Origin of the sequence: Dyella flagellata (assembly GCF_030160275.1) — a bacterium.
Classification (GTDB): domain Bacteria; phylum Pseudomonadota; class Gammaproteobacteria; order Xanthomonadales; family Rhodanobacteraceae; genus Dyella_B; species Dyella_B flagellata.
On the sequence record NZ_BSOA01000049.1, the window covers coordinates 192,564 to 215,559 of the forward strand.

At 63.4% G+C, this 22,996-nt stretch carries 24 protein-coding genes; 9 read left to right on the forward strand and 15 right to left on the reverse strand.

From position 1 onward, the window contains the following. Positions 1-68: 68 nt before the first annotated feature. From QQJ96_RS21030 to pdsR, 3 genes are read right to left on the reverse strand one after another with little or no spacing between them, the layout of a single operon-like run. Positions 69-2,075 carry an ATP-binding protein gene (locus QQJ96_RS21030; protein WP_284333980.1) on the reverse strand — a complete coding sequence of 669 codons (2,007 nt, stop codon included), beginning with the start codon at positions 2,073-2,075 and terminating at the stop codon, positions 69-71. 32 nt (positions 2,076-2,107) lie between these two features. Continuing rightward, the gene (locus QQJ96_RS21035; RefSeq protein WP_284333981.1) at positions 2,108-2,704 is read right to left on the reverse strand and encodes a hypothetical protein; all 597 of its coding nucleotides are present in this window, start codon (positions 2,702-2,704) and stop codon (positions 2,108-2,110) included. Beyond that, the gene (gene pdsR / locus QQJ96_RS21040) at positions 2,704-3,393 is read right to left on the reverse strand and encodes a proteobacterial dedicated sortase system response regulator (protein ID WP_284333982.1); all 690 of its coding nucleotides are present in this window, start codon (positions 3,391-3,393) and stop codon (positions 2,704-2,706) included. The genes QQJ96_RS21035 and pdsR overlap by 1 nt, the downstream gene beginning before the upstream one ends. Positions 3,394-3,530: 137 nt before the next feature. Here pdsR and QQJ96_RS21045 point away from each other — a divergent pair, with 137 nt between their 5' ends. Then, on the forward strand, positions 3,531-3,686 hold the full coding sequence (locus tag QQJ96_RS21045; RefSeq protein ID WP_284333983.1) for a hypothetical protein: 156 nt from the start codon (positions 3,531-3,533) through the stop codon (positions 3,684-3,686). A 414-nt stretch (positions 3,687-4,100) separates the two neighbouring features. Here the strand turns inward: QQJ96_RS21045 and rpe are convergent, their stop codons facing one another. From rpe to QQJ96_RS21060, 3 genes are all read right to left on the reverse strand, one after another. Beyond that, positions 4,101-4,769: a ribulose-phosphate 3-epimerase gene (rpe, locus tag QQJ96_RS21050; protein WP_284333984.1), complete on the reverse strand. Its 669-nt coding sequence runs from the start codon at positions 4,767-4,769 to the stop codon at positions 4,101-4,103. 96 nt (positions 4,770-4,865) lie between these two features. Beyond that, on the reverse strand, positions 4,866-5,672 hold the full coding sequence (gene djlA, locus QQJ96_RS21055) for a co-chaperone DjlA (RefSeq protein ID WP_284333985.1): 807 nt from the start codon (positions 5,670-5,672) through the stop codon (positions 4,866-4,868). After that, on the reverse strand, positions 5,669-5,992 hold the full coding sequence (locus QQJ96_RS21060) for a c-type cytochrome (protein WP_284333986.1): 324 nt from the start codon (positions 5,990-5,992) through the stop codon (positions 5,669-5,671). The genes djlA and QQJ96_RS21060 overlap by 4 nt, the downstream gene beginning before the upstream one ends. A gap of 100 nt (positions 5,993-6,092) precedes the next feature. Here QQJ96_RS21060 and QQJ96_RS21065 point away from each other — a divergent pair, with 100 nt between their 5' ends. From QQJ96_RS21065 to QQJ96_RS21080, 4 genes are read left to right on the forward strand one after another with little or no spacing between them, the layout of a single operon-like run. After that, entirely contained in the window at positions 6,093-6,989 is an 897-nt protein-coding gene (locus QQJ96_RS21065; protein WP_284333987.1) for a phosphoribosylaminoimidazolesuccinocarboxamide synthase, read from the forward strand. Further along, positions 6,986-7,318, forward strand: a complete 333-nt coding sequence (locus tag QQJ96_RS21070; RefSeq protein WP_284333988.1) for a DMT family transporter — start codon at positions 6,986-6,988, stop codon at positions 7,316-7,318. The genes QQJ96_RS21065 and QQJ96_RS21070 overlap by 4 nt, the downstream gene beginning before the upstream one ends. Next, positions 7,318-7,806: an Mpo1 family 2-hydroxy fatty acid dioxygenase gene (locus tag QQJ96_RS21075; RefSeq protein WP_284333989.1), complete on the forward strand. Its 489-nt coding sequence runs from the start codon at positions 7,318-7,320 to the stop codon at positions 7,804-7,806. The genes QQJ96_RS21070 and QQJ96_RS21075 overlap by 1 nt, the downstream gene beginning before the upstream one ends. Further along, positions 7,803-8,216, forward strand: coding sequence for a hypothetical protein (locus QQJ96_RS21080; RefSeq protein WP_284333990.1), 414 nt, complete (start codon positions 7,803-7,805; stop codon positions 8,214-8,216). The genes QQJ96_RS21075 and QQJ96_RS21080 overlap by 4 nt, the downstream gene beginning before the upstream one ends. A gap of 50 nt (positions 8,217-8,266) precedes the next feature. Here QQJ96_RS21080 and tkt read toward each other — a convergent pair whose 3' ends face one another. After that, positions 8,267-10,261, reverse strand: coding sequence for a transketolase (tkt, locus tag QQJ96_RS21085; RefSeq protein ID WP_284333991.1), 1,995 nt, complete (start codon positions 10,259-10,261; stop codon positions 8,267-8,269). A 275-nt stretch (positions 10,262-10,536) separates the two neighbouring features. Between tkt and QQJ96_RS21090 the strand changes: the two genes are divergently transcribed. Next, complete coding sequence (locus QQJ96_RS21090) at positions 10,537-11,130, forward strand: outer membrane protein (protein ID WP_284333992.1); 594 nt, start codon at positions 10,537-10,539, stop codon at positions 11,128-11,130. A 77-nt stretch (positions 11,131-11,207) separates the two neighbouring features. Here the strand turns inward: QQJ96_RS21090 and QQJ96_RS21095 are convergent, their stop codons facing one another. The 4 genes from QQJ96_RS21095 to QQJ96_RS21110 all read right to left on the reverse strand — a co-directional run bounded on the left by QQJ96_RS21095 (position 11,208) and on the right by QQJ96_RS21110 (position 15,494). Next, a complete protein-coding gene (locus tag QQJ96_RS21095) occupies positions 11,208-12,212 on the reverse strand; it encodes a class I fructose-bisphosphate aldolase (RefSeq protein WP_284333993.1) in 1,005 nt (334 codons plus the stop codon). A 135-nt stretch (positions 12,213-12,347) separates the two neighbouring features. Continuing rightward, entirely contained in the window at positions 12,348-12,794 is a 447-nt protein-coding gene (locus QQJ96_RS21100) for an energy transducer TonB (RefSeq protein ID WP_284333994.1), read from the reverse strand. An 86-nt stretch (positions 12,795-12,880) separates the two neighbouring features. Further along, entirely contained in the window at positions 12,881-14,353 is a 1,473-nt protein-coding gene (pyk, locus tag QQJ96_RS21105; RefSeq protein WP_284333995.1) for a pyruvate kinase, read from the reverse strand. Positions 14,354-14,681: 328 nt separating this feature from the next. Further along, positions 14,682-15,494, reverse strand: a complete 813-nt coding sequence (locus QQJ96_RS21110; RefSeq protein WP_284333996.1) for a S1/P1 nuclease — start codon at positions 15,492-15,494, stop codon at positions 14,682-14,684. Between the two features lie 169 nt (positions 15,495-15,663). Here QQJ96_RS21110 and gap point away from each other — a divergent pair, with 169 nt between their 5' ends. Further along, a complete protein-coding gene (gene gap / locus QQJ96_RS21115; protein WP_284333997.1) occupies positions 15,664-16,677 on the forward strand; it encodes a type I glyceraldehyde-3-phosphate dehydrogenase in 1,014 nt (337 codons plus the stop codon). 70 nt (positions 16,678-16,747) lie between these two features. Here gap and QQJ96_RS21120 read toward each other — a convergent pair whose 3' ends face one another. Continuing rightward, complete coding sequence (locus tag QQJ96_RS21120; RefSeq protein WP_284333998.1) at positions 16,748-17,674, reverse strand: 2OG-Fe(II) oxygenase; 927 nt, start codon at positions 17,672-17,674, stop codon at positions 16,748-16,750. Between the two features lie 156 nt (positions 17,675-17,830). On the opposite strand from QQJ96_RS21120, the gene QQJ96_RS21125 reads away from it, so the two are divergent. After that, on the forward strand, positions 17,831-19,390 hold the full coding sequence (locus QQJ96_RS21125; protein ID WP_284333999.1) for a glucosyltransferase domain-containing protein: 1,560 nt from the start codon (positions 17,831-17,833) through the stop codon (positions 19,388-19,390). A gap of 83 nt (positions 19,391-19,473) precedes the next feature. Then, on the forward strand, positions 19,474-19,887 hold the full coding sequence (locus QQJ96_RS21130) for a group III truncated hemoglobin (protein WP_284334000.1): 414 nt from the start codon (positions 19,474-19,476) through the stop codon (positions 19,885-19,887). A 71-nt stretch (positions 19,888-19,958) separates the two neighbouring features. On the opposite strand, the gene tpx is transcribed toward QQJ96_RS21130, so the two are convergent. From tpx to hmgA, 3 genes are all read right to left on the reverse strand, one after another. Beyond that, positions 19,959-20,459 carry a thiol peroxidase gene (gene tpx, locus QQJ96_RS21135; RefSeq protein ID WP_284334001.1) on the reverse strand — a complete coding sequence of 167 codons (501 nt, stop codon included), beginning with the start codon at positions 20,457-20,459 and terminating at the stop codon, positions 19,959-19,961. A gap of 103 nt (positions 20,460-20,562) precedes the next feature. Next, positions 20,563-21,546: a fumarylacetoacetate hydrolase family protein gene (locus tag QQJ96_RS21140; RefSeq protein WP_284334002.1), complete on the reverse strand. Its 984-nt coding sequence runs from the start codon at positions 21,544-21,546 to the stop codon at positions 20,563-20,565. Positions 21,547-21,659: 113 nt separating this feature from the next. Continuing rightward, complete coding sequence (hmgA, locus tag QQJ96_RS21145; RefSeq protein WP_284334052.1) at positions 21,660-22,958, reverse strand: homogentisate 1,2-dioxygenase; 1,299 nt, start codon at positions 22,956-22,958, stop codon at positions 21,660-21,662. Positions 22,959-22,996: the final 38 nt, after the last annotated feature.

The following is a 22,996-nucleotide window of genomic DNA, read 5'->3' on the forward strand; positions in this document are numbered from 1 at the left end:
CCGTGAAACCAGGAGAACCTGGGATTGTATAGGCAGCCCGCGTTTTGTCTCCCCCGGCTTTTGGAGAATCAACCCGCCAGGCGCTGCCTCGGCATGCCATGCAGGCGCAGGCTGAAAGCCACGCCGCTGCCGTCTTCGAGATTGCGCGCCGAGGCCACGCCGCCGTGGCGTTCGGCCACCATGCGCACCACGTATAGGCCAAGGCCAAGGTGCGGCGCATCGCCAGGCGTGGCCTTGTCACGCAGACTGACCAGCGAGTCGAACAGCCGTCCCTGCATCGCCGCCGGCAACGGCGGCCCTTGGTTGGCCAGCTCGATCTCGGCTCCATCGTCTACCGCGCGCAGGCTGAGCCGCAGCCAGCCATCTACGGGGGTAAACGAGAGCGCGTTGTCGAACAGCTTGTCCAACGCCTGCGCGATCAGCTCGGGCGCACCGTGCAGATGCACCGGCTGATCGGGCAGCACGCATTCCAGCTGGCGCGTGCCGGCCAGCGGCCGATAGGCCTCGGCACAACCACCCACTACATCGGCCAGATCGACATCCTCCGGCTCGGCGGCGGCAATGGCGCGCTCCATTCGACTGGCTTCGCTCATCGCACGCACCAGCGTGCCCAGGCGGGCCACTCCGTCTCGCGCACGTGCCAGATAAGGCTGTGCTTCATTGGAAAGCTCGGCGTGCTCTAGGTTGTCCAGCGACGACTTCACGATCGCCAGCGGCGTGTTCAATTCGTGCGAGAGTTTCGATGCCAGCGTGCGCAGGTAGTCGGTGTAGCCGCCCACCGCCTCGAATAGCTTCTGGAAGCTGCGGGCCAGGTCGCCGATCTCGTCATCGGACTCGGACATCGGGAAATGACTCTGGATCATTTGGCCGTCCAGACGCCCGTCATTGAGCTGGGCACGCTCCACCGCATCCCGTAAGCGGCCAAGACGCAGGCTGAGGCGCGTGGCGAAGAACAGCAGGATCGCGCCCGCCACCAGGGTCACCCCGAAGCTGGTCAGCAGCAGGCTGAAGAAGGCGCGATTGGCGAGCAAGGGCACGGCACGGCTGGCCTGCTCCAGCAGCAGCACGCCGACCACGCTCTGGCCACGCTCCACCGGAACGGCGGTGGCCAGCACCACACTGTCGCGTTGTTCGCCCTGGCGCCACAAGGTCGTGGGCTGGCCGTTGCGGGCCGTTTTCACCTCGGGCAGCTCCAGGCGCGGTGCGTCCGTGGTCCACGCTTCGGCGTCCTCCAACGGATTGGCGAGCAGCGAGTGATAGATCACCGACGACCACCAGCTCGGCTGCGGACCGGAGGTGGTCAGGCGGCCGCTCTGCGCCAGCAGCCAGCCCTGGGGCGCAACCAGGCGCGCGCGCGTGCCGCTGGGCGCCAGCTGGGCCAGTTCCTGCGACAAATCCTGCGAGTAGCGCCAGAGCGGACGGACATCCACCGCAAGCGGATCGCCGCCATCGGCCGCCACATAGACGCCCACGCCAAGCGCGCTCAAGCCGAGGCCGCGTGCCAGGCGCAGCTCGGCGTGATAGCCGCTGCCGTCCTCTTGCCACTGCCCTACGACCCGGTCCGGCAGATCCCCTGTGGGCGGATCGAGGGTCTGTGCCGTGAACGCGCCTGGCGCCGCGCTGGCAATCAGGTAACGCCGGTGCTGGTCGCCTTGTACCAGTTCCAGGATCACATGGTCGGCGGAAAGCGCATTGACGTCCCCTGCATCGGCACGCGTCCGGCGCGAGGTGTGCACGTCGATGTAGAGGTAGAAACCGTTGTCGTCCTCTGCTAGCAGCAGCTTGCCTTGCTTGCCCAGCCGCTGGCTCCACGGCGTCATCGGAGCCCAATCGTCACCGTAACCATCGACGACGATGGGATTCATTGCCTGCTGCACGTACCAGCCCTCGCCGGGCTGCGGCAGCGGCACGTCGGTTACCGCAAGACTGCGCGCGACCGCCGTGGCCGTGGCGGTCAATGCCTGCTCCTGCCCCTGGCGCAGCAGGGTTTCCATCTGGCGCACGTACAGCCAGCCGGCCACCGGCAAGGCAAGGGTGCACAGGGCGACGAGCAGAAGTTTTTGGCGCAGGCTCATGCGTCAACGATACCGATTTGCACGTGCGAAGCTTACTTCGCCGCCGCGGGGTGAGCCGGCTTTTGGTCCGATACGTATTTCATGTACAGGGATTGCTCTACCACCCGCTTGAACGTCCCGATCAGCGCCTGCCGGTTGGGATCAGTGTCGCTGACGGTCATCGACCAGCTGTAGCGAATACCGCTGGCCTTGCCGGGATCGCAGAATACGACGACGTCGTCGATCTGATCGGAACCGCGATAGAGCACACCTTGGCAAGCGATCGCCTTGGGATTGGCCACCGCAAAGGCGTCGGCCTGTCCATGCGCGTCGGACTGGAGGTAATGCTTGCGGTCCTCCTGCACGTCCGCATCAAGCGTAGGCAACTTGGCCGGCCAAACGTTGAGCACCATGACCCGCTCAGGCTTGCCGGTCCACTCCCCTTGATAAAGCACGAGATTGACCCCGATCGCCGAGGCAAACTTGCAGCAATCGTTGGTCCAGCCCTCAGGCGATTGGGTCACGATGGCCCAGCCAGGCCCGTTCTGGACAGCCTTGCCATAGACGATGACGGTATGCGCATCCGCGTTCTTGCAGTACGCCTGCGTTGCCAGCAAACCCAACAGCAAAAACAAGATCAGTCGCCGCATCACGGACGCCACCGGTAACCGACGCCATGCACGGTTTCAATGGCATCGAAATCCGGCGCCACGGCGATAAATTTCTTGCGAATGCGCTTGATGTGCGAGGTGATGGTGGCGTCATCCACCACCAACTCGGCTTCGCGCATCAGCTGGTCGCGGTTTTTCACGTGGCCGGGGAAGCGCACCAGGGTATGCACCATCCAGAACTCGGTCACGGTCAGCGGCACTTCCTCATCGTTCCAGGTAACGCGCATGCGCTCGGATTCGAGCTTCAGCGGACCGTGCCCGATCACGGTTTCACTAGAAGCTGGCGCCTTTAGCGATTCGATGCGGCGGAACAGTGCGGCGATGCGCGCGGCCAGCTGGTGCAGGCTGGTGTCCTTGCTGAGGTAATCGTCGGCCCCCAGGCGCAGGCCGGAGATCACGTCGAAATCCGAATCCCGCGCGGTGAGGAAGATGATCGGCAGCGTGGCCGATTTCGCGCGCAGCTCGCGGCAAAGATCGAAACCGCCTTCCGGCTCGTCGCCCAGGCCGATGTCGATGATGACCAGCTCGGGCAGGCGGATGGCGAAGGCGTTGGAGGCCTCCTGCCGCGAGCCGTAGCCGCGGGTGTCATAGCCGAAGCGGTTCAGGGCTTCGACGTAATTGGCGCGGATAAGAGGTTCGTCTTCGACGATGGCGATGCTGCGTCCCATGTGGATTCCTCGTGAGGATGGCGCGCAGGGTGCTATGCGAGGGGCGCCAGCGCAAGCCGGGCGGCTTGCTTGCCCGCGTTATGCCACATTCTGTCGGCCGAACGCCCCGTGGGTGCCGGTGGCGACGCCCTGGCCGGGTGTTTGATATTCCCAACACCACACCGCAACGAGCCAAATCCATGCGCGCCGACCCCTCTATCGACCCCAACGCGGAACTACGTAGCTTCGAACCGCTGCGTGTGGTGCTGGCGCTGGGCTCTCTCTTGCTGGCCGCCCTGCTGTGTCTGCATTGAGTTTTGCTATGTGAAGCTGCTGTGGAAAGCCAAGGGCGCGACCGGCGCACAGGGATGGGTACCGGTCGCGCCACCCGGCGAGATGGATCTCGCCCACGGCACGCCAAGCCCTTCATCAAGCCATTTCCCGGTCAATGCTGGTCCTCTGACGTTCCTTCCCCTCCCTACCCCGGAGGGGATTTTTTTTTCGCCCGGACGGGAACCATTCGAAGCGACCCCGGTCCGAATACCTGGCAGGCGCATAGTCCATTGCCGTGGAACTCGCCGAGGTCTGATTGACGGCCGAGCCTCCCGTCCTTCAGCCGCGTGCAGGCTGCAACTGCCGATGGTGTCTCCTCTAGCGTCGTTTCGACGCCCCTCCAGCCCGGCACAGACTTCCCCCTGTGCCGGGTTTTCTCTTGACTGCAAGCTGGATCAGCCGATGGCGGCGCGCATCTTGCCGATTACGCTGGCGTAATCGGGCGCACCGAAGATGGCCGAGCCGGCCACGAAGGTGTCCGCGCCGGCAGCCGCGATCGCGGCGATGTTCTCCGCGCTGACACCACCGTCGACTTCAAGGCGGATAGACCGCCCGCTGTCATCGATCAGGCGACGCACACGGCGCAGCTTCTCAAGCGCCTCGGGAATGAATTTCTGGCCGCCGAACCCTGGGTTCACCGACATGATCAGCACCAGGTCGAGCTTGTCCAGCACGTGGTCGAGCCAGTTCAGCGGCGTGGCCGGATTGAAAACCAGGCCCGCCTGGCAGCCAGCATCCTTGATCAGCCCGATGGTGCGATCCACATGCTCGCTCGCTTCCGGGTGGAAGCTGATCAGGCTGGCGCCCGCCTTGGCGAAATCCGGCGCGATGCGATCCACCGGCTTCACCATCAGGTGCACGTCGATCGGCGCGGCAATGCCGTAATCGCGCAGCGCCTTGAGCACCATCGGCCCCATGGTCAGGTTGGGCACGTAATGGTTGTCCATCACATCGAAATGCACCCAGTCGCCCCCGGCAGCCAGCACCTTGGCGGTGTCTTCGCCGAGTCGGGCAAAATCGGCGGAGAGAATCGAGGGGGCGATGACGGGAGATTGTTTGCTCATGGTTTTATCAAGGCGGGGAACGGGACGAAAGCTCAAGGGCGGAGCCGCCGCTCATTCTAACGGCACCGGCAGGCTTCCCGTTTCCTGCCCTCCCGCCTACTTAAAGCCGCGCTCGGCCTTGATCCGCTCGTACGCCGCATTGATTTCGCTGGCTCGCGCCTCGGCGCGCTTGCGCATCTCGTCCGGCAGGTCGCCCAGGCGATCGGGATGGTGCTCGGAAATCAGCTTGCGGTAGGCCCGCTTGATGGCGCGCTCATCGGTATCCCGCGTGATGCCCAGGACGGCGTAAGGATCAGGCCCTTGGGTGTTCCGCTGCGGGGGCACATAACCGCCGCCCGTGCCATAGGCACGCCCGTGCGCACCGGCGGCGCCCTGCCACACGTAGCCCTTCATCGCCATCAGGGCCATCAGTTCCATGTCGCTGATGCGCAGGGCAAAGGCGAGCTGCCGCAGGATCGCCATCTTTTCCGGCGACGGGCTGCCTTCGGCCAGCACCGTTTCAATCACCACGTCGACCAGGGGAAAGGCGTGATCGCGGCGCAGGCCCGCCCATTGGCGCAGCGCATTGATCGGGCCGGTCACATCGAACTCGGGCTGCTTGCCCTGGTTGAACGCCTTGACCGCCTGCTGGCGCGCGTCCCCATCCAGCCCCATGCGTTGCATGATGCGTTCGGCGATGGCGATTTCCGCTTCGGATACGCGGCCATCGGATTTGGCAATGGCACCCAGCAATGCGAACAGCGGCGAGACATAGCCACCCGCCTCAGGGGTCGCCGCACGCCGCTGGCTATGCTGGAAATTGTCAAACATGAAGCCAACGATCGCGCCTACGCCCATGCTTATGAAGCCATGGCCAAGCACCAGGCCCGCCAGCGCAAAGCAGATGGTAAATGTATAGCTCATGGGTGCGCTGCAGCCTGGGATTGCGGTACCTGTGCGCTATACCAGCGCGCCAGCTGGTCCAGCTCCGCGTCGCTGAGCGGGCCAATGGCGGCACGCATCAGCGGCACGTTGCGCGTGCCGTCGCGGTACTCCTTCAATGCCTGGCGCAGATAATCCAGCCGCTGCCCGGCGAGATTGGGGGCGCCAGGCATCTGCGCCATGCCGGTTTCTCCATGACAGGCCGCGCACAGGCCCAATCGCAGCGGCTTAGGCAGCGGATCGGCGGCAAGCGCCGGCAAGGCACAGGTCAAACCGAGTGCCGCGAACAGGACGAATCGCATGGGGAGCACACAGGCATTAAAGTCATCCATTCTATAGCAGGGGTTCTCGCGTGCGCCGGCCGGTACAATAGTCCGCTTGTCTTAGCTTTCGGAGCGCGCCGTGCCCACCACCCTGCTGCAATCGAACCTGCCTGGCCTGGAGCTGATCCATCGCGGCAAGGTGCGCGACGTCTACGCGCTGTCCGGCAACCGCCTGCTGATAGTCGCCACGGACCGCCTGTCCGCCTTCGATGTGGTGCTACCTGATCCGATTCCCGGCAAGGGCGAGATGCTTACGCAGATCTCCAATTTCTGGTTCGGCAAAACCGCGCACATCGTGCCCAATCATCTGTTGCACACGCCATTGGAAGAAGTGCTGCCGCCCGGCACGGACCTCGCGCTGTACCACAAGCGCGCCGTGGTCACCAAGCGCCTGAAGCCGGTGCCGGTGGAAGCCATCGCGCGCGGCTACCTGATCGGCTCCGGCTGGAAGGATTACCAGGCCAGCGGTTCGCTGTGCGGTATCCAGCTGCCAGCCGGATTGCGCCAGGCCGAGCAATTGCCCCAACCGATCTTTACCCCATCGACCAAGGCGGCGGTGGGCGATCACGATGAAAACGTGAGCTTCGATGCCGTGATCGCGGCGGTCGGCCAGGACCTTGCCGAACAAGTGCGCAATGCGACGCTGGCCATCTACCAGTGGGCCGCCGCCTACGCGGCCGAGCGGGGCATCATCATCGCCGACACCAAGTTCGAATTCGGCACCGACGAAGACGGCAAGCTATACGTGATGGATGAAATGCTCACCCCGGATTCCTCGCGCTTCTGGCCCGCCGACCAGTACCAGGTGGGAATCAGTCCGCCGAGCTACGACAAGCAGTTCGTGCGCGACTATCTGGAAACCCTGGACTGGAACAAGAAGGCGCCGGGACCGCAGGTTCCGGCGCAAGTGATCGCGGGCACTTCGGCCAAGTACGCCGAAGCGCTGCAGCGCCTGGCCGGCATTACGCTGGAATGAATGCCTGGCTCTGCCTTGGCGTGGCGATCCTCGCCGAGGTGATCGCCACCAGTGCCCTGAAGGCGTCCGATGGCTTCAGTCAATGGGCGCCCAGCCTGGTGGTGATCGTCGGTTACGGCATCGCCTTCTTTTGCCTCAGCCTCGCCTTGCGTAATGTGCCGCTCGGCATTGCCTATGCGATCTGGTCCGGTGTGGGTACGGCACTTATCGCGCTGATCGGCACGGTGCTGTACAAGCAGAAGCTCGATCCAGCCGCCCTGTTTGGGATCGCGCTGATCGTCGCGGGCGTGCTGGTACTGAACCTGTTTTCCAAGAACTCCGCGCACTGATGACGACCGCTTCCGGCCAACGCAGCATGAGTGAGTGGCTGGCCAGCTACAGCCAGGACCATCAACACCCCATCAATCGCGTACTGCACTGGATCTGCGTGCCGCTGATCGTGTGGAGCGCGCTGGCCTTGCTATGGACCGCGCCGGTACCGGTAAGCCTGCTGCGCCCCGGGGCGTGGGCCGTGTTTGCGATCGTGCTAGCGTTCGCATGGTATTGGAAACGTTCGCATCGCCTGGGCGCCGCCTTGCTGATTGCGCTAGCGATCCTGGCGCTGATTTGCGCGTGGCTATGGGAGCCGCTAGGGCCGATGCGCATGCGCTGGCTTGCGGCGGGGGTATTTGCCGTCGCGTGGGTCGGACAATTCGTTGGCCACCTGTTCGAGGGAAGGCGGCCGAGCTTCTTTACCGACCTCGCCTATTTACTGGTCGGCCCGGCGTGGCTGATGGATAAACTGTTGAACCGCATCGGCCTCAAGGAAAAACCATGACGGGTTTGCTCGCGCTGCTCAGCAGCCTGATCTGGTGGGTCCTTTTCAGCAGCATTGGCGCGGTTGTGCCGAGCGCGATCGCCTGGATGGTGTTGCGTTGGAGCGAAAGCGCGGCAGTGGTATTCAACCGTACTTATCTGGCATGCCTGGTCTGGAGCTCGTTGACGCTGTTGATGGGCGCGATGGCCGCGGCGCATGTTGGCGTCACCCGGCCGCCCTTCGGGCCTCTGCTTGCGAGCGGCGCGTTCAGGATATCGCTCGTGCTGTCGATGCTGATTGGCGTGCTTGCGTTGTGGCGCCTGATCCCGCGCGTGGATGCGCGGCGGATTCGCCTGGCTAGCGCATGCGTGGCGGTGGCCGTGGTGATGGCAGTCGTGTTTGGTATTGCGACTACGCTGGTAAGCGCTTGATGCCTTGCCCTCTCCCCCGCAGGGGGAGAGGGCTTACATAAAGCCTCGCGTTAACCGACTACGCGCTTCACCGCATCCATCACATTCACCACGGTGAAACCAAAGTGCTCGAACAACGCACCGGCCGGCGCGGAAGCGCCGAAGCTGGTCATGCCGATCACTTCGCCATCCAGGCCCACGTACTTGCGCCAGAAATCGGCACTCGCCGCTTCCACTGCGACGCGCGCGCGGCACCAACCGGGCAATACGCCTTCGCGGTATTCCAGTGGCTGGGCATCGAACACTTCGTTGCAGGGCATCGACACCACACGCACCGGCACATTCTGTTGCGCGAGCGTGCGCGCGGCTTCCATGGCCAGCTCGACTTCGGAACCGGTGGCGATCAGGATCGCCTTGAACTTGGTATCGGCCGGATCAAGCAACACGTATGCGCCGCGCTTGATGTCGGCCAACTGCTGCGCTGTGCGCTGCTGATGCTTGAGCGTCTGGCGCGAGAAGATCAGGCAGGACGGACCGCGCTTGTGCTCGATCGCCTCCTTCCAGGACACCGCCGACTCCACCGCGTCGCACGGACGCCATAGGCGATTGTTCGGAATCAGACGCAGCGAGGCAAGATGCTCCACCGGCTGGTGGGTGGGGCCGTCTTCGCCCAAACCGATCGAATCGTGCGTATACACGTGGATGGCATGCGAGGGAATCAGCGCACTCATACGCACCGCGTTACGGGCGTAGTCAGAGAAAACCAGGAACGTTCCATCGTAGGGAATGAAGCCGCCGTGCAACGCCAGACCGTTGGCGATCGCGCTCATGCCGAATTCGCGTACGCCATAGTGCACGTAGTTGCCATCTGCACCGGTGACGCTGCGGCTACCCTTCCACATGGTGAGATTGGAGCCGGCCAGGTCGGCCGAGCCGCCGACCATTTCCGGTAGCAGCGGACCGAACGCATCCAGCGCCATCTGCGAGGCCTTGCGGGAGGCGACGTCGGGGCCGTCGGCCTGCACTTTTTCCACGTAAGCTTGCGACTGCTTGGCCCAGTCGGCCGGCAACTCGCCCGCCGTGCGACGGCGGAATTCCGCGGCAAGCTCCGGATACTCGGCCATGTACTTGGCGAACGCTTCGTTCCACTGCTGCTCGCGCTCGGCGCCGACTTTCTTCTTGTCCCAGGCCGCGTAGATGTCCTCAGGGATCTCGAAGGGCGGATGACGCCAGTCGAGTTCATCGCGCGCGGCCACGATTTCGTCCTTGCCCAGCGGTGCGCCGTGCGATTCTTCCTTGCCCTGCTTATGCGGGGCACCGAAGCCGATGATGGTCTTGCAGCAGATCAGCGTAGGCTTTTCGTGCTGCGCCGTAGCGGCGGCGATCGCCTTCTTCACCGCTTCCGCATCGTGGCCGTCCACGCCACGAATCACGTTCCAGCCATAGGCTTCGAAACGCTTGGGCGTGTCGTCGGTGAACCAGCCTTCCACTTCGCCGTCGATGGAGATGTTGTTGTCGTCGTAGATCGCGACCAGCTTGCCCAGCCTCCACGTGCCGGCCAGCGAGGCGGCTTCGTGCGAGACACCTTCCATCAGGCAGCCGTCACCCATGAACACGAACGTGTGGTGATCAACGATGGCGTGGCCGGGGCGATTGAAGTGCTCGGCGAGCAGCTTTTCCGCCAAGGCAAAACCGACCGAGTTGGCCAGGCCCTGGCCCAGCGGACCGGTGGTGGTTTCCACGCCCGGGGTTTCGCTCGCTTCCGGGTGGCCGGCGGTCTTGGAATGCAGCTGACGGAAGCGCTTGAGCTGCGCCATCGGCAGATCGAAGCCGGTCAGGTGCAGCAGTGCGTATTGCAGCATCGAGCCGTGGCCGTTGGACAGCACGAAGCGGTCGCGGTTGGGCCATTTCGGGTTGCCGGGGTTGTACTTGAGGAAATCGTTCCACAGCACTTCGGCGATGTCGGCCATGCCCATCGGCATGCCAGGGTGACCGGACTTGGCTGCCTCCACGGCATCCATGGCAAGGGCGCGGACGGCGTTGGCGAGTACGCGGCGGGACGTCATCAGGGGTATCTCCGGGGGCAGGCGCAAAAGGGCGTATTGTCGCTGATCGACGGCTTCCTGTCGTGCGACCCGAGGGACCGGAAGAACCGGACTTTCCTGCGCGCCGAAGCACCACGGCGTGCAATCTTAATCAATTCTTAATACTGAACCAAGCAGTATTGAATCTATCGGGCACGTCCTTATCTCATGGCCACGCATCGCTCAAGCGTGCGTACGGACGCTCGGCTTCCCCCTCTGTGCCGGGCTTCCGATCCATGCATAACAAGGAGTACCCCATGAAGAAGACGCTGTTCGCTGTTGCCCTGGCCGCCGTGGGCTTTGCCGCGGTACCCGCCGCTTTCGCACAAAATGCCTCCACGCCAACGGCTCAGCAGGGCTGGTATGCCGATGCCGAGGTCGGCTACGGCCAGATCAACAAGGGTCCGTACGATTCCAATGGCGATGCGATCGGCGGCCTCAAGGGCGGTTACCGCTTCGCGATCAATCCGGCCATGTCGGTCGGTGTGGAAGCCGGCTATGAGTATCTTGGCCGTATCGACGCTCGCGATTCGAATCAATCCTCGCTGCGCTCCAAGCTGTACGGTCCGACCCTCGGCGCGAACCTGCGCTACAACTTCACCCCCGACTGGTATGGCGAAGTGCGTGCCGGCGCCTTCTATGCCCAAGGCCAGGGTCTGACCGACAGCGTCAACTCGAGCTATCAGCGCTTCGATCGCACCCGCTACTACGCTGGCGTGGGCGTGGGCTACAACATCAGCCAGAACTGGAGCGTGGGCGTGAACTACAACTACTACGACGGTTCGGCCCGCAACCATGGCGTGCAGTTGCAGACCAATGCCTATACGGCTTCGGTGGAATATCGCTTCTGATCGAGCGTGCTATCGGCTGCAAAACGAAAAGAGCGCCGTGCGGCGCTCTTTTCTTATGCCTGCAGAGGCTGGGCTGATCAGCCCTTCCATTGACCCAGCGCGGCCAGGCCATTGTCCTTGGCACGCGCATGCACCACTTTCTGTGCATCGGCGTACTGCGCCTTCATGTCCTTGGACCACAGCTTCAACGCGGCCTGCTGCATCGCGCGGCCGTAGGAGAAGGACAGCGGCCACGGGTGCGGGCCCATGCGGTTCATCGCATTGAGGTGCGCGGTCGACTGCTCGTCCGTCTGACCGCCGGAAAGGAACACGATGCCCGGCAGCGTCGCCGGCACCGTGGTCTTGAGCACGCGCACGGTGGCTTCGGCCACTTCCTCGACGCTGGCCTGTTCATCCGCATCCTTGCCCGGAATCACCATGCTGACCTTCAGGATGGTGCCTTCCAGCAGCACGTTTTGCTCGTACAGCGCATTGAACAGGCTGCGCAGCACGGCTTCATGCACTTCGTAGCTCACCTCGATACTGTGGTCGCCATCCATGATCACTTCCGGCTCCACCATCGGCACCAGGCCGGCTTCCTGGCACAGCGCGGCGTAGCGGGCCAGCGCGTGAGTGTTCGCTTCGATCGCGGTGGAGCTGGGGTTGTCTTCGCTGATGTTGATCACCGCACGCCACTTGGCGAATTGCGCGCCAAGCTTCACGTACTCGGCCAGGCGCTCGCGCAGGCCATCGAGGCCCTCGGTCACCACGTCGCCCGGGAAACCGGCCAGCGGCACGGTGCCCTTGTCCACCTTGATGCCCGGAATGATGCCGTGCTTCTTCATGATCTGGGTGAACGGCACGCCATCCTTGGTGGATTGACGGATCGTCTCGTCGTACAGGATCGCGCCTGAAATGTGTTCGGACAGATTCGGCGTGGTGAGCAGCAGCTCGCGGTAGGCGCGGCGATTTTCCTCGGTGTTCTCGATGCCGACCGCCTCGAAGCGCTTCTTGATGGTGTTGGTCGATTCGTCGATGGCGATGATGCCCTTGCCCGGTGCCACCATGGCCAGTGCGACGCTCTCGAGATCTTCAATGCTCATTGGACGACTCCGTAAAACTTTGGCGGCCGGTGGCCGCAAGGGAGGGATGCCACCCGGTCGGGCGGACAAGCTGGAAAGCGCGCGATTATAGCCCCATCCCGTCGGCGGGGCGTTCACACGGCCCCAAGAGGCCGCTCAGGCGGCCTGACCGTACCCGGGCAGCTTGCAAGGAGCCATCAGCTGGGCGCGCTTGGCTGGGTCGTCGGGAGAATTGAACGGAACGACGTAGTAAGTGGCTACCGGCGTGTGGTTTTTGTTGCTGAGCGAGGGTCCGTAGCGGAAATGGGACACCGCGCTCACCGCCGCCTTGCCCAGGTCGCTGGAGGGCGCCATCTTGGCCACCTGCACGTTCATCGGCACGCCATCGTTGCCGATCAGGTAGGTAACCGCGATACAACTGGGCTTGTAGAGGTTCACACCGCTGTTGGGCACGTCCACCGAAACGTCGCGGTTGAGCAGGACCCAGTCCTGGGACAACTGGTCCGGCGCCACCCTGGGCGCCTCTTGCGCCATGGCCGGCATACCTGCCGCCAGCAGGGTTGCCACGAACAGGGATGAGGCGAAACGAGTCGTCGTGCGCATGGCGGAACCTCCGATGTAGAGCTGTGGGGACGTGCCGCCAGTCTAGCCAACCCGCGACGCTGCGGCGCAGCGGGTTGGCGATTCCGTTACAGGTCGCGCAGGCTTTCCACCACGCCATCGGCTCCCACCGACAACAGCTTCAGCGTATTGGTGCCGCCGCCCTTGCCGATATGGTCACCGTGCGTAAGCACCACCCGATCGCCCTCGGCCAGCTTGCCGGCGGTAAACAGCTGACGCACCGCTTCGCGTGCAGACACCGCCGGATTCAAGGTGTCATGCGTGAATTTCACCGGCTGCACGTCGCGCAAAACCAACATGCGGCGGCGCGCATCATCGAACGGCGACAGCGCGTAAATCGGTACGGCGCTGCGATAGCGCGACAACCACTGGGCGGTTGCGCCCGATTCGGTCAGAGCCACGATCGCACGCACGCCGATCTCGCTGGCCAGCAACATCGCCGCCAACGCAATCGCCTGATCGGTACGATCCAGGTGGTGCGCATTCTTGGTAAGGTCTTCCTTCGGCTCGAACTGGCGCTCGGCACCCAGGCAAATGCGACGCAGCGCCGCCACCGCCTTGTCCGGATGCGCACCGGCCGCCGATTCCTCCGACAGCATCACCGCATCCGTGCCGTCGATGACGGCGTTGGCCACATCCAGCACTTCGGCGCGGGTGGGAATGGGCGAGCGCACCATCGACTGCAGCATTTGCGTCGCGGTGATGACGGCGCGATTGCGCTGCACGGTTTCACGGATGATCTTCTTCTGCAGGCCCGGCAGCTCGGCGTCGCCGATTTCCACGCCCAGGTCGCCGCGCGCCACCATCACCACGTCGGAGGCATCGATGATTTCGCCGAGTACCGGAATCGCGTCCGCGCGCTCGATCTTCGCCACCAGCGAGGCATTGCCGCCGGCCTCCTTGAGCAGGCGGCGCGCGAGATCCATGTCTGCAGCGGAGCGCACGAACGACACGGCCAGGAAATCCGCACCGATTTCCGCGGCAAGCTTGATATCCGCCTTGTCCTTTTCGGACAGTGCATCGACGGACAAGCCGCCGCCCTGGCGATTCAAGCCCTTGCGATCGGAAAGACGCCCGCCGATCAGCACCTTGCAGCGTATCTCGCTGCCGGCCACTTCAAGCACAGTGAGCGCGACCAAGCCATCATCCAGCAGCAGCACGTCGCCCGCCTCGACATCCCTGGGCAAGCCCAGATAACTCACACCCACGCGAGTGTTGTCACCGGGCGGCGCATCGGAACGGCAATCGAGCACGAACGGATCGCCGTCACGCAACTCGACCGGACCATTGGCAAATCGCTCGACGCGAATCTTCGGCCCCTGCAGGTCGGCGAGAATACCCACCTCACGGCCAACCTTCTCGGCCGCCTTGCGCACCGCTGCCGCGCGAGCGCGGTGATCGTCGGCCTGGCCATGCGAGAGATTGAGGCGTACGACATTGACGCCTTCGGTAAGGATTTTTTCGAGCATGCCGGGCGCGTCGGTGGCGGGGCCCAGGGTTGCGACGATCTTGGTGCGGCGGGAAGGAGTGTCGGTGGCCATTGCGGGAGTTTTGAAATTTGTCGGACGAGACTAACAGAACACCATGGCGACCCTGCAATATCTTTTTGCGTGCAAACGTATGCAATATTGCGTGCGGCAGCGCGGCAAAGCCCGCTATGGCAATTGGACGGAAAGACGTAAAAGCGTGTCCCGTAGAAGCTGGCACACGCATGCATGTCTATACGATGGCGCATGGTTCGCACACGCGCCGCCATCGGATCGGCTTCGCGCGTCTTGAAGGTAGCGCCAGATCCCTGCAACTTAAGTTTTCGGCTACGACAATACCTGCGATCTGCACGCCACTTAAGGGCAATGCGATTTCCCTGATTCAGCCGTTTTGCAGCGCCAGGTTCAAGACCTCAGCCAGTCGCCTGCCCGCTTCGCGCAGGCGGCTGTCGGCGACCGGCAGCTCGGCGTCGATGTAGGCCTGGTCGATCTTGTGACCGGCAGGGTAGATATCGCGCGTGATCTGGCAGGACTCTTCCGCCCACTGCACCACCGGCTTGTCCAACGGCGCGATCGGCTGCGGCAGAGGGGCGGCGCCTTCGGCATCGAGCCGCTTGGCGTAGGCCTTCCAGTCCAGCCCACGCGTGCTCAGCAAACCCGAATCCCACACCCGGTGCAGGTTCGAGCCTTGTCCCTGGAATTGCACCTGATAGGCATTGCCGCCGGCATCGTCGCGATAGCCCGCATGCAGTGGCTGGTGCAGATCGCCGATGAAATGCACCACGAATTTGAGCGCCTTGAGCCGCACCTCATCCGGCTGGCTGCGATCACTCAAGATCGCGACATAGCGCGGGATCGCTTCCACTACACACTGGCCATTCTTGCAATCGCGCGGCGGCACGTACTTGCAGGAAGGATCGCGGAAGTCGATGTAGTGCAGGGGACGCGTTTCCTTCCACAGCGCCTGCTGCTTGGGATCGTTGCGGATCTCGTCCGGCCAGCTCGCGATATCGGCCAGCGACTTGGTGTGATCCAAGGCCAGCAGGCGCTCCACCTCAGCCTCGGCCGCCGGGCTCAAATGCCGCTGGGCCAGTTCGGCCACTACGCTGTGCCCCAGGGGTCCCCACGCGTAGGCAGCGGGCGCGACGGCCAGCGCGGTGAACAAGGCGGCAGCGAGACGGCGGGCGAAAAACATCGGCAATCCCTTGGAAACAAGTGCGGGATGATGCCACATGCGTTATGACAATCCGACGTGAGCGGCCCGCCCGGGTGAGGGAGAGCGCCGGTTCGGGCTAGAATGCGGGTTTCGGCGGCCAGCGTGCCGCCGCTTTGCTGCCCCATCATCCTTTGGAGGACGCTGTCCCATGGCCATCAAGGTCGCCATCAACGGTTACGGTCGCATCGGCCGCAATACTCTGCGCGCGCTGTACGAAGCCAAGCGCACGAACGAAATCCAGATCGTCGCGGTCAACGACCTCGGCAACGCCGAAACCAACGCGCACCTGACGCAGTATGACACTGCCCATGGCCGATTCCCCGGCGAAGTATCGGTGGAAGGCGGCGAACTGATCGTCAATGGCGACCGCATCAAGGTCTGCGCCGAGCGCGACCCGTCCAAGCTGCCCTGGGGCGAACTGGGCGTCGACGTGGTGCTGGAATGCACCGGCCTGTTCACCTCCAAGGCCAAGGGCGGCGCCCACCTCGCGGCCGGCGCGAAGAAAGTGATCATCTCCGCGCCCGGCGATAAGGACGTGGACGGCACCTTCGTGTATGGCGTGAACCACGACCAGCTCACCGCCGCGCACCAGGTGATCTCCAACGCTTCGTGCACCACCAACTGCCTGGCGCCGCTGGCCAAGGTGCTGCACGAGAAGATCGGCATCGTGCACGGCCTGATGACCACCATCCACGCCTACACCAACGACCAGGTACTGACTGACGTCTACCACTCCGACCTGCGCCGCGCCCGTTCGGCCACGCATTCGCAGATCCCGACCAAGACCGGCGCTGCAGCGGCGGTGGGCCTGGTGCTGCCTGAGCTGGCCGGCAAGCTGGACGGCTTCGCGATCCGCGTGCCGACCATCAACGTGTCGGTGGTCGACCTCTCCTTCGTGGCCGCGCGCAACACCAGCAAGGAAGAAATCGACGCCGCGATCAACGAAGCCGCCAACGGCGCGTTGAAGGGCATTCTGGCGGTCAACACCAAGCCGCTGGTCTCGATCGACTTCAACCACAATGCCCACTCCTCCATCTACGACTCAACGCAGACGCGCGTGATGGGCGGCACCCTGGTCAAGGTGCTGAGCTGGTACGACAACGAGTGGGGCTTCTCCAACCGCATGCTGGACATGACCAAGGCCTTGCTGGCGGCGAAGTAAGCCAAGTCCCCCGCTTCATGCAAAACGGCCGCCCTCGGGCGGCCGTTTTTTTAGGGATTACGCAGCGGGCTTAGCGACGGAAGCGTACGAACGCCCGCTTGGCAAGATAAAGCAGATGGCCGGTCAGGCCACTATCCTGTGCGGCACGCAATGCGGTGTTGTCAGCGTAAAGCATGCGGATATGTGCATCGCGCTGTTCCAGCAGTTGCTTGATTTCCGCCAGGTCGCCGCGCGTGAGCGCATGCCCCTCGGTGAAACGCTCGGACAGCTGGCGGTTGACGTAGAAGGTAGTGTGCCGTCCCGCGGTTTCTTCTGCTGGACGGTCCTTGGTGTAGAAGTACAGCGCCACCGAGCGCCGCGTCATGTCGGCTTGCTTCTCGGGCAAGCGAATGGGGTCGAAGCCATGCCATGAACGCTCCGAGGTCTCGAAGATCACGCAGCGATTGAACGCCGGACTTACCAGGCGCGAAGCGCGGCCATCCACATGCGGGTCGCGGAACAACTCCAGACAACCACCCCATGCCTGATCCCACTCGTGGTTGAGATAGACGATGAGATTGAGCCGGCGATGCCAGCGTTCGCTGGGGTGGTAATTGAAATCCACGTGCGCATCCAGCGACATGCCGTTGCGATTTTCGTGCGTGCCGCCCCCCAAGTACCAAGGATCGTAGATCAAGCCATCGATGCCAGTGACACGGCCGATCGCATCCAGGAAGGCCCGGTTTTGAATCGCATCATCCAACTGCTGGTAAGCCGGCCCCAGGCTTCGCACCTTCGCCAAGGTGGATTTGCCGCCTGGCTCGCCGCCGTCGCCGATGAAATTGCCGCGCTCGAACGCGGGAAAAGCATCCAGCAGAGCTTGCGCGAAAGCCGGCTCGAGAAAATCGTCGATGACGACGTGCGGAAACGGCATCGCGGCCGCGAATTCATTGGAATACTCGGCTAGCTTGGCCAATACGGCCGGATTGATGATGGCGGTTCCTGCAGCGGCTTGCATGCAATCCCTTTTGGTCGGTAGCTGCGGCGCTCCACTATGGATCGGCGCCTCCCATGGCTCTTGTGCATGGGAGCTGGCATTCTAGCAATTTGGTCTACTCCAAGAGCAGACCGGGCGCCGACGCGCCGCCTTCAAGCCATGGAGAAAAGCCGGCTTATGCCTTCTTCGCAGCAAATCCCGGCCGGCAGCAAGCAGCTGTTCGGCATCCTGTTTACCGGCTATCTGCTCTTTGTGCTTTACCCGATCCTGCGTGCCGACCGCCCTTTCAATGACGACATGGCGCGCATGCTTTCGGGGGCGTACAGCTGGAACGACAACGGGCGTCCGCTGACCACGGCCTTGATGCGCCTGCTGGAAGGAAACCTGCCGCGCCTGGTCGACTTTGCGCCGATGCCGCAGATCCTCGCCATCGCCCTGCTGGCTTTGGCCGGGATGCTGATCGCGCGCCGCTACGCCATCCAATCGCCCTGGCTGGCCGCGCTGCTCGTGCTGCCCTTGGGCGCGCAGCCATTTTTCCTGGAAAACCTCTCCTTCCGCTTTGACGCCGTCGCCATGGGCGCGTCCGTGCTGCTGGCCGTGCTTCCGGTAAGCGTGTGTCGCGACAACCTGCGCGGCTTCGCACTGGGAGCGCTAGCGCTGCTTGGCTGCCTGTGCAGCTACCAGCCATGCTTGAACGTATTCCTGATCTTCGTGCTGCTCGATCTGGTGGCGGCGCAGGCACGTGATGAAACGCCTGCGCGTGTAGCGCGGCTGGCGGCGTTCTACGTAGGCGAAGCACTCCTGGCCGTGCTCATTTACCAATGGAAGGTGGCCCCCTCCATCAAGGACTGGATCCACGAGCACAGCCAGATGATCCACAGTCCCCAACAATGGGACGTGGTCGTCGCCAATGCAAAGAACATGAGCGCCTTTCTGCTGCACGCGCTCGCCCGGCGCTGGACGCCCGTACTCGTTTGGCTGCTGGCGCTCACGGCGCTTGCTCCTGTCGCCGTCGGCCTGTCTTACGCGTTTGCATCCAGCGCGAAGCGGACACGCCCGGTGTGGGTCAAATGCGGCTTGGCTCTGTTTCCCCTCTTGCTGCCGTTCGTCGCTCTGGCTTGCGTAGCCGGCCCGATGCTCCTGCTGGTCTCGCCGATCTTGTCGCCGCGCGTGTTTCCCGGGGTGGGCGCACTGATGTGCGCAAGCCTCATCGCCTTGCACGTCGCATTGCGCAAATGGGGTCCCGGCTGGGGCAATGGACTGTGCTACACGGTAGCCGGAGTATGGACGCTCGGCATGTTCTGCTTTGCCAACATCTACGGCAACGCTTCAACCGCACAAAAGCAATACGAAACGCAGATCGCCTCGCAGCTCGCCAACGACCTGGCCGAGCTCAAGCAGAAACAGGGCATCAATAGCTTCCTTATGGATGGCTCGGCCGGCCTGTCGCCGCTTTCGGCCCATGCGGCGGAAATCTTTCCAGTGCTCAACAACCTGATTCCACCCTACCTGATGGGGAACGACTTCCAGTCGCGCCATTTCGTCAAGCTGTTCGGGACCGGACTGGACGAGGCCAGGGAGAATCCGGCTGGCAATGCCGCCGCCGACGCCCTGCTGCTACGTGCTTGCGATGCCCCGGTCCTCTACACGAGGAACCGCTATGTGCTGCGCGTCGTCGATACCACCGCGGTGGTGACTTTCCCGGGCGGACGCCCCTTGTCTTGCCCGCATGGTTGACCGCCGCCTTGCGCGGCCCAATCGCAGCTCCGGCGGCATCCTGCCACGGCCGACAGGATGCCTGGAGGGCGTATAATGGCAACATGCAAGACTCAAAGCTCGATACCGCGCAGATCGCCCAACTGGTCGATCGCTTTTACGAAAAAGTGCGCATCGACCCCCTGCTTGGCCCCGTATTCAATGCCGCCATCGACGACTGGGACGAGCACAAGCGCACACTGACTTCGTTTTGGTGTTCCGTGGCATTGCGCGCCAATAGCTATCGCGGCAACCCGATGGCGATTCACCGCGAACAGACCAGCATCCGCACCGAGCATTTCGAACGCTGGCTCTCGCTATGGCGGACCACTACGCGCGAAATGCTGGACGAGGCCGATGCCGGAATCATGCTTGAGCACGCCGATCGTATCGGGCGCAGCCTGCGGCTGGGCATGGGCTTGCAAGAACGCCTCGGCATGAGCCCGTTCACGATTCCAGTCGTAGGCCGCTGCCCGTAGGCTGGGATGACAATCCCAGCTTCGGAAACGCGCCGTGAAAGCTGGGATTGTCATCCCAGCCTACGCTCCGATCAGCCCAACGCTTTCAATGCCGCTTCGTAATTGGGCTCGTGGGCGATCTCGCCGACCAGTTCGGTATGCACGACCTTGTCGTGCTCGTCCAGCACCACCACAGCGCGTGCAGCCAGACCGGCCAGTGGGCCTGACGCAATCGCTACACCGTACTCCTGCAGGAAAGCATGACCACGCATGGTCGACAACGTCACCACGTTGTCCAGGCCCTCTGCCCCACAGAAGCGGGCCTGGGCAAACGGCAGATCGGCCGAGATGCACAGCACCACCGCATTGTCCAACTGGCTGGCCTTCTCGTTGAAGCGGCGCACGGACGTTGCGCAAGTCGGCGTGTCGATGCTGGGGAAGATGTTCAACACCTTGCGCTTGCCGCTGAATTTGTCCAGCGCCGCATCCGACAGGTCCTTGGCCACCAGCTTGAACGCGGGCGCCTGGCTGCCGACAGCAGGCAGTTGGCCGCCGACTTGAACCGGATTGCCCTTGAGGGTCACTTGGGACATACGCTGCTCCTAGGGATGGGAAGGAAGAGACATGTGAAGATAGCGCCGGCGGCCCTGCGCGTCACCCCTTCCTTTCCGGCCCGTACCCTCAGGCGATGGCGGCTTACTTCAGCGGCGAAACAAGCTGCTCGATGGCTCCGAAGATCGAGACACCCTGCTGATCGGTGATGTCAATCCGCAGCGTATCCCCGAACTTCAGGAACGGCGTGCTCGGCTCGCCATCGCGCAAGGTTTCCACCGTGCGCTGCTCGGCCAGGCAGGAAGCGCCCTTGCTGGTGTCTTCGTTGGCGATGGTGCCCGAGCCCACGATGGTGCCCGCGGTGAGTGGCCTCGTTTTCGCCGAATGCGCCACCAGTTGCGCGAAGTTGAACTGCATGTCGACACCGCATTCGGCTTCGCCGAACCATTGGCCATTGAGCCAGGTGCGCATCGGCAAATGGAGCTTCTCGCCTCGCCATGCGTCGCCGAGTTCATCCGGCGTGACGAATACCGGCGATAACGCCGAACGAGGCTTGGACTGCAGGAAGCCGAAACTCTTGGCTAGTTCCGCCGGAATCAGGCTGCGCAGGCTGACGTCATTGACCAGGCCGACCAACTGGATGTGGGCAGCGGCCTGCTCGGAGGTCACAGCCATCGGCACGTCATCGGTGATGACCACCACCTCGGCTTCCAGGTCGATGCCGTAGTCTTCGCTCGGCACCACCACCGGGTCGCGCGGCCCTAGAAACCCTGCACTCGTGGCCTGGTACATCAGCGGATCGATGTAGAACGATTCTGGAACTTCCGCGCCACGCGCACGACGCACGCGCGCCACGTGAGGCAGATAGGCACTGCCGTCGACAAATTCATAAGCGCGCGGCAGCGGTGCGGCGAGCGCTGCCATATCCAGTGCGAACGCGGCTTGTGCACTGCCTGCGTTGAGCGCATCGGAAAGCGCATTCAAGCGCGGCGCGGTGTTCGACCAATCGTCCAGGGCAGCCTGCATGGTCGCCGCGATGCCGGTCGCCTTCACGGCCCGCTGCAAATCGCGGCTTACCACGATCAGCGTGCCGTCACGGCCACCTTCCTTGAGACTGCCCAGTTTCATATGTTCACTCCGTCGGCCGCCTTATGCGCAGCCTTCCACGTCATCGATCTTCGGTGGCGCACCTGCGCGCCACCGCATTATTTTGCCAGCGGCGTCCGCTTCGGACAGCCGGCTCAAGCCCTTTTCGGATCGAAATGCTTGGCGATGCCCTGCCAGCACTGATAGTAGTCATGCTGCAACTGCGGCGCCTCGAGCGCTTGCCGGGTAGGATGGATCACCTTGCGCGTTTCGAACATGAAAGCCATCGTACCGGTGATGTGATCGGGCTTGCCGACGTCGGCCGCACTGGCCTTTTCAAACGTCGCCGCATCCGGGCCATGGCCGCTCATGCAGTTGTGCAAGCTGGCGCCGCCCGGCGCAAAACCGCCGGCCTTGGCGTCATACACGCCTTCGATCAAGCCCATGAACTCGCTGGCGACGTTGCGATGGAAGTACGGTGGACGGAACGTGCGTTCGGCCACCAGCCAGCGCGGCGGGAAGATCACGAAATCCACGTTCGCGGTGCCAGGTGTATCGCTCGGCGAGGTAAGCACCGTGAAAATGGAAGGATCAGGGTGATCGACGCTGATCGAGCCGACCGTGTTGAAGTGCGTGAGATCGTATTTGTAAGGCGCGTAGTTGCCATGCCAGGCCACCACGTCCAGCGGCGAATGATTGATGCCCGCTTTCCACAACGCCCCCTGGAACTTCGCGATCAGCTCGAAATCGCCCTCGACGTCTTCATAGGCGGCATGCGGCGCGAGAAAATCGCGCGGCAAGGCCATGGAGTTGGCGCCGATCGGGCCCAGGTCCGGCAGACGCAACAAGGCGCCGAAATTTTCTGCGACGTAGCCACGTGCCTCGGCATCCGGCAACTCCACGCGGAAACGCACGCCACGCGGGATCACCGCGATTTCCAGCGGCTTGAGCTCAAGCACGCCCAGCTCGGTGGCGATGTGCAAGCGCCCCAGCTGCGGCACGATCAGCAGCTCGCCGTCCGCGTTGTAGAAGTAGCGCCGCTGCATCGAGCGGTTGGCGGCATACAGGTGGATGCCACAGCCAGCTTGCTCGGCCGGACCACCATTGCCGGCGATCGTCACCAGCCCATCGACGAAATCGGTCGGCTTCGAGGGCAGCGGCCACGGATCCCAGCGCAACTGGTTCGGGGTGGCCGGCGCTTCATCGAAACGGTTGTGGAAGCCGGCATGAGGCAGGGGCTCGAACGGCTGGTGCATCGCAGCCGGCCGAATGCGGTACAGCCAGCTGCGCCGATTGGCGTGGCGCGGCGCGGTGAAGGCGGTACCGGACAGCTGTTCGGCATATAAGCCATGCGCTACACGCTGCGGCGAATTTTGGCCCGCCGGCAGCACGCCCGCGATCGCCTCGCTGGCGAACTCATTGCCGAAACCGGATTGGTAGCCGTTCGATTCCATCATAGAGCCCACTCTTGCCTCGTCCAGACGCCCTCCCT